Genomic DNA, 14,404 nt, shown 5'->3' with positions numbered 1-14,404 from the left:
CTATGGAAGATGTGCTTCGCACAGCGTCCTAATCGCCTTGTCCGTTGCTATATTAGTCATGAATCCACACCTCTTAATCCTCAATATTCCATGATTCGTAATTATGGAATAACTGAATGGATGCAATGCTTTAACCACCGTCAAAATTTAACTCTTATAACTTATGTAGAAATTATAAATGAAGCAAAAGCACTAATTCAAGCAGAGTGTGAAGGGGATAAAGTAGAAGCTATAGTAACTTATTTAGCATTAGTTTTAGATCGTTGTATAGATGTAAATTGTAGATTAGCTCATGTGAATGCAATGGGCCCAAAAATTGAAGGTGCTTCTGGGCAACATGCACTAAACTTGATTTGGAACTATCCAGAAACTAATGGAAGTCTGCGTTTATGGGAATGGTGTGCTGAAAAATCTACATCAAATTATATAAATGTATGTAATTTGTTCGGCAGCAAGGGTTTTACAAGTATTCTAGGTCTTGAAGAAGACAATAAAAAATCTGTCCAAATAGATGCCGCATCAGCTGATAATCTAACTCATATTCTTGATAGTTCAGTTGATGCAATTATCACAGATCCACCTTACTATGGTACGATTCCCTATGCGGATATTTCAGATTTTTTCTACGTCTGGCTAAAACGCACTCTTGGCGATATCTTCCCCGAATTATTCTACTTAGAACTCACAGACAAAGACAGAGAAGCCGTCGCTAACCCTTCCCGCTTCCGCAACATGGGAGATAACCCCGAAAAACTAGCCAACCAAGACTACGAAGCAAAAATGGCGATGGCTTTCGCCGAATATCACCGCGTCCTCCGCGACGACGGCGTAATGACAGTGCAATTCAACCACAAAGACTCCGGCGCGTGGGATGTCTTAGCAAAATCCCTCATCGATGCTGGTTTCGAGATTACCGCATCTTGGGCAGTCAGTACCGAAAACCCGCAAAACTTACACCAAGCGCAGAAAAACGCAGTATCCAGCACCGTGCTTTTAGTATGCCGCAAACGTGACCCCAACGCCGAACAAGCTTGGTGGGATGACGTGCGAATCGACGTGCGAAATATCGTCTTTGAAAAAGCACCAGAACTCGAAAAAAGCTTAACTGAAGATTCTCGTCCTGCTGCTGATAGAGTAGCAGATCCGCAACGCCGCATTAAACCTCCTGGTATTAACTTGTGCTTAAGTGCTTTCGGTTCTGCTTTAAGTGTGTTTACCAAATATAGTTCCATTCTGGACAGCGCGGGTAATCCAGTTGAACCCAAAGCAGCATTTGAAGAAGTGCGCCAAGCAGTAGTCGAATACCGACTGCAAAACTTATTAGAAGGAAAAGACTTCAACGGTATCGACCCCTTAACCCAATGGTACATCTTGGCATGGGATACCTTTGAAGCGCGAGAATTCCCCTTCGATGAAGCTAGACAACTGGCTTTAGCAGTGGGTGGTTTTGATGTTTCCGATTTAGTCAAAAAACACAAACTACTCGATTCTGGAAGCGGTTACTGTAAATTACTCACCCCGCAACAACGCTTGAAAAAACGCGCCTTCTCTGTCACTGATACTGAATTTTCTGCTAGATATTTAGTTGATGGACTCCACGCCATTATCGCCCTTTACCAAGAGGAAGACAATACAGAACCAGTCCGTAGATTTCTCAAAAATACTGGCTTAGTCAGCAACGATTTATTTATGCGGACATTTGAAGTAGCGTTGAAAGTAATTCCCCGCATTGGTGATGAAAAGAAACGCCTTCCCGAAGAAAAAGCCTTATTAGATTTGTGGTTGGCTATGGATGAAATCAAGACGAAAGTCTCTTATGTGCAACCTGAGCTATCCTTAAATTATGGACAAATTAGTTTGAATTTAGAGACTGATGATTGAGGGCTGTTAACCGTTAACAAACAACTGTCATAATTAATTAATGGAGGAAATAAAAAATGAATCAATATGATTTTAGTGTAGAGCTAAAATCTACAGGTCAAGCTGAGGCGTTAAAAGATTTAGAACTGGCGAAAAAAACAGCAGAAAGCAGAGGAATTCCATCAGAATACCCATCTAATAAAGAACTCGAATCTGTATCTATCCCATTAGAAATATCCGCTAAAATCAATCAGGAGATATTAGACCTGTCAGGAGTTGTCAGAATATCTAGAAGTGGCGGTATGTCTTTCAGATTTTATGAAGTTCCAGATGGGAAAGATAAATTGGTTCAAGAATGGTTTGATGCTTGTCAGCAAAATTTATCGGATAAAGTTTTTAAATTAATTATCCAATCTTAACGAAAGCTATATCATGACTTTCTTTGATAACAATCATCAATCATCAGTCAACTAATAATTACAGGAGGTAATTAAACATGAAGGTTAGAGGCATAAAACGTGGTCAAAATATTGAAATATTAGAACAACTTAATAATATTCCAGATGGGACAGAAATAATCATAGACGTAGAATTTATTGCCAATCAAATTACAGAACCACAACCACCATTAACAGATGAGGAGAGACTAGCTAGACTAAATCAATTATTTGGGGCTTGGAAGAACCAACCGGAATTAGCAGAAATATTTACAGAAATTGACGAACAGCGCCATACTTATCAAGGCAGAACATTAGACTCACTTGATAATCGGGATAACGGCTAATGTATCTACTAGATACCAACATTTGTATTGCACTGCTGAACGAAAATCCCCAAGCTGTTACTAAATTTAATCGCTTTTTCAGCCAATGCTATCTCTCTATCATTGTAGTTTCAGAACTATATAAAGGCGTTTATTGTTCTCAACAGGTAGCCAAGAATCTAGAGATATTAGCACAGTTCACTGAACTCCTACCAGTAGAACCATTTGAAATAGAAGCGGCTATCGAATTTGGCAAGATTCAAAGCGAACTCAGGAAAATTGGGAAACCAACTGGAGAATTTGATGCTTTGATTGCTGCTGTAGCTCGTTCTCGTGACGATATTCTTGTTACTAACAATATCAAAGATTTTATTAATATTCCCAACTTAAAATTAGATAACTGGTTAGAAAGTTGAAAAACCTGCGTGAATATCCTTGGAAAATTAGCTACACTAGCAACACCCACAACACCATCACTGATTTCTACATTCCTGCTTTAGAGTGTGCCATTCAATATGACCGGAAAGCAGGTTTTTTTAGTAGTGCCATTTTAAGTAAAGTTGCACGGGGTTTAGGTGCAATGCTGCACAACAAAGGGCGAATGCGGTTAATCATGGGTTGTCAGTTTAGCCCCCAAGATTTACAAGCAATTCAACAGGGATACGAACTGCGAGATGCATTGCTATCTCGTCTAGACGCAGACTTAAAACCACCAGAAAGTTTTGCCCAACTCAAACACTTAGAAATTCTCAGTTGGTTGATTCAAAACCAGTATCTCGATATTAAAATTGCTATTCCTCTCACAGAAAATGGACTACCTGAAGATAGTACACAGCAACTAGACCCACAGCATATATTTCATGAAAAAGTTGGCATTTTTACTGATAGCAAGGGCGAAAAATTAGCATTTAACGGTTCTAATAACGAATCTATCGGTGGCTGGGAGAGGAACGTAGAATCCTTTCACGTTTATTGTTCTTGGGAGGGAGGAAGGGAACTAGATAGAGTTGAAGAAGAAGTAGCGAGATTTGAGCAACTTTGGTATGACGTATCGCCTAACGTGCGAGTCTTTGAAGTTCCAGAGGCGGTACAGAAAAAGCTGTTGCGTTACGCAAAATCTACTAAACCTGATTGGAATGCTCAAATAGAATTTGACTCTAGACCAATTAATAATGTTGACAGTTCACAGTTGACGGTTGACGGGGAAGAGTTAACAGTTAATGGTGAACAAAATTGGTCAACTGTTAACAGTTCACAGTTGACTGAAATAAACAGTGAACCCTCATCATTTAACAGTCAACAGTTAACTGTCATCAGTGAACAAGAAAGGTTAGCATTTACTCAACTTGCCAATATTCATGAACATCCCGGCTGCTTGGACTTTTGTTTAAAATCAATTCCCATTCACCCCTGGCCACACCAAATTAAAATCCTGCGCCGCGTTGCTCAAAATTTTCCCCAAAGTTTTCTTATTGCTGATGAAGTTGGTTTAGGAAAGACTATTGAAACTGGTTTAATTCTGCGTTATCTGCTGTTGTCCAAAAAAGTGAAGCGGGTACTGATTTTAGCACCTGCTAGTGTCCAACCCCAATGGCAAGAAGAACTACGGGAAAAATTTAATCTGCATTTTTGGAGTTACACATCTACAGAATTTAAAGACCCCTACAAGCGGACTATCCCCGCAGCAGCTAATCCCTGGAATACTCAAGATTTAATCCTGGCTTCTTCTCATTTGGTGCGAAGAACTGACAGACTGCACCAGCTACTATCAGCAGAACCTTGGGATTTAGTAATCTTAGACGAAGCACACCATGCACGCCGCAAAAGTCCCCAAGACCGTAAGGAAACGCCCAATCGCTTGTTACAGTTAATGGCACAGTTGAAGGAGAAGACTAAATCCCTGATTCTTCTCTCAGCAACTCCCATGCAAATTGATGCCATAGAAGTTTTCGATTTGTTAAACCTGCTGGGATTGCAGGGACATTGGAGTTATGGCGATAACTTCTGCTATTATTTCGCCTCGCTACAAGGTGCTGTCAAGCAGGAAGTAATAAATTTTTGGCAAGTAATGTCTAGCGATTATTTTCAGCGCGGCGGACAGCCTTGTTCTAGATTAGAGCAGTTTTTGACCAAGAGCGATCGCATTCTTGCTTACAAAATGCAGGATACTTGGCAACGGGGAAAGAAAATCTCCAATCACAAACAACTATTGGCAGATGAAGACTTTATCGACACCTCACGCCAATATTTGACAGTGAATACTCCCTTAAAAGACTTGATGTTCCGCCACACCCGCGACACTCTCCGACAATACTATCAAAGGGGACTGTTAGAGCGGGATATTCCTACTAGAGTTGTGCAGGATAATGCTATTACGCTGGAACCCCAACGGGAAGTACCGCTTTATGTAGCTGTCAGCGACTATGTACGTCACTTTTACCGATTGGCACAAATAGATCAGCGTTCTTGTTTGGGTTTTTTGATGACCCTTTACCGTAAACGTTTGACCAGTTCATTTTATGCTATAAAGTCATCTCTGCAACGTCGTTTGGATTATTTGTTAACTCAACGGGGAAGCGTTTTAAGTGACGACGATTTAGTAGATGTGGATAATGAGGATGATGCAGTGATTGCTGGACTGGAATCTTTCTTTGAACCAGTAGACCCCCAGGAAATTCAATATCTTGAAGAATTACTACGCCAATTTGAAAACACTGGGGAAGATAGCAAGCTTTCTCGCTTTATTCAAATTTTACGCCAAGAATTAACCGGCCGAGAAAGTGCGATCGTTTTCACCCAGTACACTGACACGATGGACTATCTACGGGATACATTGAAGGAGTTGTACGGTAGCCAAGTAGCTTGTTATTCAGGTCGTGGTGGGGAATTGTACCAGAATGGGGAGTGGTGTCTTGTTCCCAAGGAAGAAATTAAACGCCGATTTCGCCAAGATGAAATTAAAATTCTCCTCTGTACTGAATCTGCTTCCGAGGGTTTGAATTTACAAAATTGCGGCGTGTTAATTAATTATGATATGCCTTGGAACCCGATGCGGGTCGAACAGCGTATTGGGAGAATTGACCGCATTGGACAAAGATATCCGACTGTGCGAATTCACAATTTTTACTATGATGGCACTGTGGAAGCAAAGGTTTATCGAAAATTGCGCGATCGCATTAATGCCTTTGCCACTGTTGTTGGTAATCTTCAGCCTATTCTAGCCCAAGTCCCTACCTTTATTGAACGGGCTGTTATGAGTGCTGATCCAGATATGCATACTCCGATAGAGCAAAAGTTAGAATTTTCAACCAGTTCTGCTCAGGTTCATCGAATCTTTCATATAACTTATTATAAGTAACTGTACTTAGGTTGCTCAAGTTATAGCCTACAACATCTAAAACTTGGTCTGTGGCTTTTTGACTAATCTGAATGCTACCCAAAAATCGCTGTTTATCTGGACGATTATAATGAGACCAATGTGACGAAATTGTTTGCCAAAGATGTTGCGTTTGTCTTGGTATAGAGAAGTTAAAAGTAGTCATTGTTTAGTAGATAACTAACTTAGTTAAACTGCGTCGCTAACGCTGGGCTATCGGGCAATCGGAGAAGGGATTTATCCCTTCTGCCTTTTTCCCTCTGCTTTCTTGTTCAATTTTTACTAACCAGACAACCAACAAAGTTCGGTTGCTGCCCTGACAAAAAAGTATCTCTATACTTAAGATTCCCTGCAAAGGGTTTTAAGTAACTATTTTTACACTATATCTACAATTTACGCGGAAAATTATCTATTTAAGATATCGGTCTAGTACTTCTGCCGTTTGAGTTGCAATGTAGGCTGAATGCCTTGATTTACCTTGTATAAACTGCATAGTAGCAAAAGGGATTTCAAGAAATCCATTAAATCCGAGTATTTATTTGATTATTTAAAATTACCTAAAAAGCAAGACTAGTAGAGCTTTGAGAGATTAATTTAAGTACTAGTTGAATATTTTCTTTTACTTGACAGGTCAAAATGCCCAAGAAGTCTATTGCTCATCTTTATACTGACCTCCAGGCGTTTGAACGGTTGATGCTACTGATTGCGACTTTTGTGCGTTATCCCGGAGTGGGCAACAGTGATTTTAATGATTCAATCGATACAAAATCTGGGGGTTATCATGATGCACTTACTGAGGTGTCGGTGCGTTTGCTGGAAGTTGCTCGTGACTGCGGTATTGATTTGCCAGCTTACTCATTACACACGCTGCGAAAAGATTTGCGGACATTGCGTCACTACAATATCCTAGACAACCGCATGTATCGTTGGGGTTATTATCTGGGGACTGGTGCAATGAGTCGGGTAGAATTACAGGTTGCGTTCAATGCCTTGAGTTCTCAAGCAAAATATCAACAAGATCCGCAAGTTAACAAAATTTATCAAATATTGATGCGACGATTGCGGGGACTGAACTTAGCAGACCAATTTGCCTATCCAGTGCGGGCGCAAATCAATCGAGCAATTATTTACACTGACCCAGAAGAAATGATGGCTGATAGCAAGTATCGTGGCACCCTTTTTGAGAAACTAGAACAGCTAGAAAGCGCTATTATTCGGGGCCAGGCAATAGAAATTTATCGCAGTCGCAATGCTTATCAACAAGGTATTACTGAGTTTTTAAATATTTACCCTTTACAACTTATCTATTCAGATATAGCTTGGTATCTATTGCATGAAGATTGTCAGAATGGACATTTAGCTATCTCAAGGTTGGATAGGTTTACCGAACACTTTAAGTTGCTTGACTCTAAAGGACGGGATTCAACAGAACAATGGCAAAGCCTCCAAGTCGCACATCAACTACTGGAGAATGGCTGGGGGTTATATTTAGGTAAACAAGAGGAACAAAGTTTAGAGCGACAGGGAAAATTAGATTTTGTTAAAGTAACCGTGCGCTTCTTTCCTGATGTTATGGTGTTTATTCAAGAAGGCGAAAAACGCCATAAAAGCCAGAAAATTTCTTTTGGAGCGAAAACTCCAGATGGAAAACCAAGCTACCTAGATTACAGACTCAAACTTCCATCGCGATCGCTGACGGAATTTAGCCGTTGGGTTTATCGCTTTATGGGTAGCGCTCAATTCCTTACACCCAAGGAATTGGTGGAAAAACACAAGCAAGCTGCTCAAGAATTGCTTGCTCGTTATCTTTAGAATTATAGAATTGGACATTGCTAATTTGCTTTGACAAACGATGCTCCTTTCACTCCTTCCATCCCCTACACGATAATCATTTTTTGTTTCAAATCACAATCGCTTCTCTTAAGACCTCTAAAAAAATGTCCAGAAGGTCAATACTTTAGCTTTCACTTGGTAGCTAAAATTTCTGTTAAATGCATACTTCACTGCTATGAACATTTACCAGAAAAATCTACCACACAACCAGATCACTGCTAACTCGACATTAATTGAAGTGTCATCCTTTCAAACACCTCTGGCTAGCATTGACTTTGGCAAGTTGTTTCAGCAGTATAACAATCCCCAAGGTTGGATGATGGTCGGTGGAATGCTCTTCGTTTTACTGTTGTTGCAAATCAGTGGTACTGGTAAGGGAAAAATCACCACTGGTAAAGTCTCCGGTATCAGTGAGAAACTAGCAGCGACTAACCTAGCACTCAAGCAAATCAAGGAGCATAAACACAATAAAGTTACCCTGTGGTCTGGAACTCCTCGCTATTGGGTAAAAGGTAAATGGCGATCGCTAATTACTAATCTGCAAACAATGTTAGGTGCATCTCCTAGTGTTTGGTTTCCCAATGCCGAAAGGGGAACACTGGTAATAGGTGCGCCTGGGTCTGGTAAAACCTACTCAACGATAGACCGGATGTTAGAAAGTGCGATGCAGCAAGGTTTTCCGATTTTACTCTACGACAAGAAGGGCGACCAACTACGACTCCATGCACCCCTAGCTGCACGTTATGGCTATAAAGTACGAGTATTTGCCCCCGGTGAACCCTTTAGCGGTGTGATTAATCCTTTGGATTATATGCGTGATGCACGCGATGGGGTAATGGCGGGGGAAATTGGACAAGTGATTAACCGCAATGCTTCCAGTGGTGGTAAAAGTGATGAGTTCTTTGCTAAAGCCGGGGACTTGTTAGCTAAAGCACTTTTGCAGTTAGTTAAGGGTTCTCCTTACCCAGATATGGCGATGCTTTATGCGGTGCTGCGGTTGCCAAAACTTGTACAGCGCCTTGACCATGCGGTACAGTCCAAAAGGTTGGATGAATGGGTGGCGACTTCGTTTATTCAATTTTTGAGTGCTAAGGATGCAGAGAAGACTATTTCGGGGATTTTGACCACAGCAGCAGGTACTTTCTCATCTTTCATCCAAGCTGATTTGCTGAGGGCATTTATAGGGAAATCGGACATTCCCACTAAGCTTGAAGGTAGAGAGATGGTGGTGTTCAAGCTAGATGATGAACGCCGCAGCGTGGTTGGGCCTCTGCTGGCGGCTGCAATGCACTTGATGATTGTCGGTAATTTAAGCCGTCCCCGCAAAGATCCGTTGATTATTTCTTTGGATGAATTACCATCAATTAAGCTAGACCGACTGCCACAGTGGATTAATGAATATCGTTCTAATGGTGCTTGCTTTATTCTAGGTATCCAAAGTTTAGAGCAACTTTACGATATTTATGGGGATAAGATGGGGAGTGCGATCGCTTCTGCTTGCAGTACCCATGTTTTGTTTAATCCTGGTAACTACAAAACGGCTGAGGATTACTCAAAGCGTTACGGTGAGAAGGAAGTGCTGATTAAAAATCGTACCACAGGGCGATCGCTTGGCGGACAAATGAGCCGTTCAATTAGCTGGAGTGAGAATTTGCAAAAAATGCCTGTAATCAGTGCTGACGAAATTTTGAAATTTCCTCAAGGCAAGTGCGTAATTACCAGTCCTGGTTATAGTTCCGAGGGACAAGCTTCTATTCCTTATCCTTTAATTATTCCGGTGTCCAAAGCCGATGAAAAACGGGCGCATGATAGTGAGGCTCTTTGGGACACACAAGTTAAACTTGCTTTAGAAAGTCAGGTGATAATTCCTGATATTAAAACGTTAACACAAGCATTACATGAACGGATTGAGTCAGCAGCGCGGATGTTGCCATTACCAGAGGAAGATGTAGCATCTGCACATGAGTCTAATAACAGTGAAACTGATGTTTTAGAAAATTTCCCAACACGAGTTTATCAAACACCCGGATTGCAAGGATAAGAGGCTGGTAGCTTTTAAGAAGTGAAATATTGTTGGATATCTTGTTTGCTCACTGCGTAGAATCTTCAGTGTTTGCTGGTATAATTGGGCAGCCTTTTTTCGCTTGTTTAGGTTGTATTCACCCCGTTTAACTCGGTGTTTGTACTTTTAATCATAAACCGAGCAAAAAGTAACGTTATAGCCAAAAGCAATATCAAACTTTGCATCAAATTATGAGCGAGAGTTTATTTTTTGATGCATAATATGAATATGAGTTGAAAAAATATTTTCGGCTAAAAATTGTACAAAATAACCCTTTGAAAACAGCATTTTCATAAACTTTCATTCTAGATATGCTTCAAAACTCTCATTTCATGATTCAAAACTGTTGTTTTCATTTACATCTGAGTTCAACTATCATATTTCAGACGGTGTTATAAGCTGTCGCGTCTGTGATTTTCCAGAGCATTACAGAGTTACCAATGGTTGCAAACCTAAAAAGTGCAAGTTATACGCACGACAGCTTACTCCTTCGTAAATTGACGAATGTAGTGAAATTAATTTGTAAAAAATTAATGCTGAATCTTAGCAAGACAATATCACCTTTTACCCTTGACTTTTTTCAATGCTGCTTGTCTTACTTCTACATTGAGCAAATAACCAAAACCCACCTTTTCTAAACGCAGCACAAATTCCTCTCGTGTATTGCCCAATTTACTAGCAGTAGCATCTAAATTCCAATTATGCTGGGCTAACTGACTCAGCAAATAAACTCGGCGAGTCTGCATTCCTGATAAGCGGTAAGTCTTCAAATACTCCAATTCACCATTTTCTCGAATAATCGCTTCCCCAATATGATTTTCTTCGTTGGGGTTGAGGTCAGTAATAAATCGTTGTAACATGAACGAACCAGCAGTATAGACTTTTTGGGAAATTAACTTGCGTCCTAACAGTCCCTCTGCCATGAAACCCTGAAACGATGCCCAATCTGAACGCATATTTTGTACTGCTGCTCTCAAGGCTGTTAAATCATTAATTTTTGACTCATCTAAAGATACACTGATGGGAAAAGTAGTATCGTGTAGTAAAGCGTATTGGTACAATAACTCACCATAGAAGTCTTCTAACAAGCTATTGTGCAGAAGCCGATAGTCCTCTGGTGTCGGTACTACAAAAGCTGATGCTAATGCTTCGGCAACAAATACCAATACCCCAACCTGTCGAGAGTGAATTTCAAATACCCGCAAAGCATCTTCAAGTCCAGCAATGTAGCGTCCACTAAAAGAGCTTTCCATTCGGCTACCCAGCCCATGAGAAAGGGCATACTTAGAATATTCACTCCAGGCAATATCAGGGCCAGAGAAAAACATTGATAAAAAGCCTTCCATTGCCAAATGCAGTGGCAAAAATCTCAGTTGATTACTAGATTCCCGCTTCACCATCCGGTGCATCAACCGGACACTAGCGCAACCATAGTTTAGCAGTTTACCATCTGTTTTAAAAAACTGTCCCCCAAAAGCCCCCACAGGACTGCCGTCATTAGTCCAAGACAATACTAGTCCGTGAGGAACATAGGAAAAATATTTCATTCCTGGTGCTGTCATTTCTCCTGCTAAGGAAACAACTGTTAAATCTTCATCGTAGCTACGACGCAGTAAACGCAAGTCGTTACGTACTTGATGGCGCAATAATGGCACAATCCGCACTGTTCCCCGTATTTGAGAAGGAGCAATTTCTAGTCCTTTGAGTGATATATCTGCTAACAGATTGCTTTTGGATGCCATAGGATGGTGGGTCTATTTTTATTAACTTTAAGCAATACCGTATCTTGAGCAATATCAGTTTATGTTGTCCTGAATCCAGTTTTTTGTCTTTAATATCTACAATTTGATTTTGATAGTGATATTGTATTGAGTGTAGCCATACTAAACCTAACACTTTCCGAACTTTACTAACTTTGATCCACAGCTTATATTGTCAGGATTTATTGTTTTGATATTGTTATCCTGCCGCTTCAGATTCCCGATTACTTTAATACTCGCTAGAGATAATGTTATTTTTAGTAATTCTGTTTTTTGTTGCTCGCTTAATGTTACTGGATATTTTCCATTTACTTTGTCTTTTATCTTCGATTGAATATTTGATGTAAGTAATCCTAAATTAAACTCTACTCTATCGCCATTCTGAGAAATTGGCAAAAAAGAATACTCATCTTTGCTATCAAACCATTGCTTACTCACATAGGTATATTTTCCAGTATGCTGACCAAGAAAAGAGTATTTAAAATGTCTCTCCCATCGCTCAGATTTATTGTTTTTATAATCCTGTTGGAACTCTTCAGGTATTCCGTGCTGGTTATCCGGCCACTCAGCACTATGATCTACAACAAAAACTGTATCTAGCTGAATAGTATTTTTATTGGCAGCATCTCCACTACAGAAAAAAATATATGATCCTGCTGTAACATGAGAAGATTTTGATGTAGGTTTTCTTCTTAACTGAGTAGCATGACAGTATGAATAAAGCCATCTTTCTGAAAATACGAATGGGTCTTCATTTCCACACGGTTCATCCACCCAAACATTACCTTGCCAATCTGTAAGTTTATCATCCATCAAAACCTTAGCTTTGACTTCAGTTTTTTTTCTTGCGTAGTCAGGATGAAATATTAAATAATGTAGTGGTTTCATAAGTCATCTAATTTTAAGTAATCTAACTATTTTATGTTCCGATAATTGTGGGAGAAACTTTACAGAGAAGGAATTTTTTGGGCGACAGTATTTTATTTAAGCTATTGAAAATAAATCAATTTAATTCTTGCAAACTCTATACTCTACACCCTTAACATTTGCTTGACTCGCTCTGCTAAATATGATTCTAATTCAGCTAAAGATGCAGAACCTTCAGCAAACCGGGCAAAGCCCAACATCGTAGGTAAATCTTCTGCATCTCGTAATCCTACTGTGGGAATTGCGGGACTCAGGGGGTGTAAAGAAAAGTCATCGGCATTGTAAACAGGATTGCAATGAATAATGGAAGTTTTTTGTTTCTGGTCTAAACGATGGCGATATACACGTAGAATTTCCGATGCTCCACTGGGAGGGTCGTTTTCCCAACCATCAGTGACAAGTACTACTAAATCTGCGCCCCAGTCCAAAGCATTCAGTAAGGGAGTAGCGAGGTCTGTTTGTCCACGAGCTAGAATCAGCAGTGGATCGTTGGTTGATGCTGTCCAAAAAGCTTGGTATTCCTGGGATGCTGCTTTTAGTAAGTAATGAGTAGCTAAGGCTACTCCTAAAGGACGACGATGTTTTTCGGCTGACCCGGAACTGGAGTAGCTGCAATCTAGGACTGCGGCTACTCGTTCTAGTTTTAGGGGTGATTTTCTTAATGTGAAGGCAGCAGATTTCTCTAATGCTTGGTTTAAGATATCCCACTGCTGTTTGCGAGTATCCAATGGCAAAGATAAGATATACAGCGCCAAACGAGTTAGGGGGAGACGACCTAAATTAATGTCGATTTCTACTTCTGTGCGGTTGGCTGAACCTTGAAAGCGCAATTTTTCATTCAAGGTCATTTGTTCTTGAATACGGGATAAAAAGACCTCTCGTTTAATTCCGTGTTTCGCTGCTAAACCTTCGGCAACTGTAAAGGGTAACTGATAAACTGCTTGAGCGCTATAGTGTGCTTGGCGAAATGTCTCGAATAGCTCTGTTTGATAAACTTGCTGTTTCCATTTACCAAAGAGAAAATTACCTAATTCTCCTGGTAGGGTGAGGTGAGCATGGGAGGCGATCGCTCGAAATTTAGAGCGATACTTGACAGCATCAAAGTTAATGTCACGTTTTTGCTGGAGATAATCACGAGCGATCGCTCTGCTACGACGATTATTGATACTTCTTTTCCGCAATTGTTGCAATACTTCCCAACCTCGTTGTGGTGGTAAGGCTGTTAATGCTGCGGCAATTAATGCACCTTCTTCTTGTCGATGTTCAGGGGGTGTATGTTTTCCTGTTGCTAGTAATTTGAGGATAATCTGCGCTTGGTTGAAGTGGTTAATCCCTGCTGCCAATGTTCGGGTATAGAGTAAGCGGTAATTACCTAAAATATAGTCGTGCAAAAAGTCAATAGATACACGCTGCCCGTAACCATCACCATAGAACTCACGCTGTCCTGTGCAGGAAAGGCAGGCATTAATAAACATGACTAAATCTTCCCTTGCCACCTGCTGATGTTGGTTAGCCCGATTAATGTCCATTATTGGCATAGTGGCTTTTTTTGAAGGGGGTACTGTTCGGGGAATGACGGCACGACAAGCTAGGATAGCTTCAGATGCTAGGTTCGGAAGTCACACCAAAGTCCCGCAAACAGTATTAACGACTATTTTAAGTTCTAGATTAGAAAATAGCTAGAGGAATCCGACTTAAATCTTACTAAGTATACTGAGGTTTTAATCTCTATCGTGCAAGGCTTCGATTTTCTCAGTTTTTCAAAAATTAAATAGGAATCCTATAGTAGCTAAAGTAAGTCTGCAAATTCATGAGACACGTCC

10 protein-coding genes are annotated in these 14,404 nt (G+C 40.4%); 7 read left to right on the top strand and 3 right to left on the bottom strand.

The genetic code is table 11. From position 1 onward, the window contains the following. From RMY63_RS36420 to RMY63_RS36390, 7 genes are all read left to right on the top strand, one after another. The coding region (locus RMY63_RS36420) for a DUF1156 domain-containing protein (RefSeq protein ID WP_416212579.1) at positions 1–1,881 on the top strand (1,881 nt) is incomplete at its 5' end. A 56-nt stretch (positions 1,882–1,937) separates the two neighbouring features. Further along, on the top strand, positions 1,938–2,279 hold the full coding sequence (locus RMY63_RS36415; protein WP_322733355.1) for a hypothetical protein: 342 nt from the start codon (positions 1,938–1,940) through the stop codon (positions 2,277–2,279). Positions 2,280–2,356: 77 nt separating this feature from the next. Beyond that, a complete protein-coding gene (locus tag RMY63_RS36410) occupies positions 2,357–2,644 on the top strand; it encodes a hypothetical protein (RefSeq protein ID WP_322733354.1) in 288 nt (95 codons plus the stop codon). Beyond that, on the top strand, positions 2,644–3,039 hold the full coding sequence (locus RMY63_RS36405) for a type II toxin-antitoxin system VapC family toxin (protein ID WP_322670659.1): 396 nt from the start codon (positions 2,644–2,646) through the stop codon (positions 3,037–3,039). Before RMY63_RS36410 ends, RMY63_RS36405 begins: the two co-directional genes overlap by 1 nt. Next, on the top strand, positions 3,036–5,981 hold the full coding sequence (locus tag RMY63_RS36400; RefSeq protein WP_322733353.1) for a helicase-related protein: 2,946 nt from the start codon (positions 3,036–3,038) through the stop codon (positions 5,979–5,981). Before RMY63_RS36405 ends, RMY63_RS36400 begins: the two co-directional genes overlap by 4 nt. 654 nt (positions 5,982–6,635) lie before the next feature. Beyond that, entirely contained in the window at positions 6,636–7,811 is a 1,176-nt protein-coding gene (locus RMY63_RS36395) for a WYL domain-containing protein (protein ID WP_322670673.1), read from the top strand. A gap of 196 nt (positions 7,812–8,007) precedes the next feature. Continuing rightward, positions 8,008–9,873 (top strand): type IV secretory system conjugative DNA transfer family protein, encoded by a 1,866-nt coding sequence (locus RMY63_RS36390; protein ID WP_322733352.1) that lies wholly within the window; start codon positions 8,008–8,010, stop codon positions 9,871–9,873. 578 nt (positions 9,874–10,451) lie between these two features. Here RMY63_RS36390 and RMY63_RS36385 read toward each other — a convergent pair. The 3 genes from RMY63_RS36385 to RMY63_RS36375 form a co-directional block, all read right to left on the bottom strand. After that, positions 10,452–11,636, bottom strand: coding sequence for an ARPP-2 domain-containing protein (locus RMY63_RS36385; protein ID WP_322733351.1), 1,185 nt, complete (start codon positions 11,634–11,636; stop codon positions 10,452–10,454). 147 nt (positions 11,637–11,783) lie between these two features. Next, positions 11,784–12,542, bottom strand: coding sequence for a hypothetical protein (locus RMY63_RS36380; RefSeq protein WP_322733350.1), 759 nt, complete (start codon positions 12,540–12,542; stop codon positions 11,784–11,786). A 143-nt stretch (positions 12,543–12,685) separates the two neighbouring features. Next, a complete protein-coding gene (locus RMY63_RS36375) occupies positions 12,686–14,110 on the bottom strand; it encodes a hypothetical protein (protein WP_322733356.1) in 1,425 nt (474 codons plus the stop codon). Between the last annotated feature and the right edge of the window lie 294 nt (positions 14,111–14,404).

The organism is Nostoc sp. ChiQUE01b (assembly GCF_034531255.1).
Lineage (GTDB): Bacteria > Cyanobacteriota > Cyanobacteriia > Cyanobacteriales > Nostocaceae > Nostoc.
Note: the sequence above shows the minus strand (reverse complement) of the source record. Positions and strands in the feature narration are given on the sequence as shown.

Bases quoted from the DNA above. Each gene is read 5' to 3' on its own strand.
- RMY63_RS36415 (WP_322733355.1), top strand. From the start codon at position 1,938: ATGAATCAATATGATTTTAGTGTAGAGCTAAAATCTACAGGTCAAGCT.
- RMY63_RS36410 (WP_322733354.1), top strand. From the start codon at position 2,357: ATGAAGGTTAGAGGCATAAAACGTGGTCAAAATATTGAAATATTAGAA.
- RMY63_RS36405 (WP_322670659.1), top strand. From the start codon at position 2,644: ATGTATCTACTAGATACCAACATTTGTATTGCACTGCTGAACGAAAAT.
- RMY63_RS36395 (WP_322670673.1), top strand. From the start codon at position 6,636: ATGCCCAAGAAGTCTATTGCTCATCTTTATACTGACCTCCAGGCGTTT.
- RMY63_RS36390 (WP_322733352.1), top strand. From the start codon at position 8,008: ATGAACATTTACCAGAAAAATCTACCACACAACCAGATCACTGCTAAC.
- RMY63_RS36385 (WP_322733351.1), bottom strand. From the start codon at position 11,636: ATGGCATCCAAAAGCAATCTGTTAGCAGATATATCACTCAAAGGACTA.
- RMY63_RS36380 (WP_322733350.1), bottom strand. From the start codon at position 12,542: ATGAAACCACTACATTATTTAATATTTCATCCTGACTACGCAAGAAAA.
- RMY63_RS36375 (WP_322733356.1), bottom strand. From the start codon at position 14,110: ATGGACATTAATCGGGCTAACCAACATCAGCAGGTGGCAAGGGAAGAT.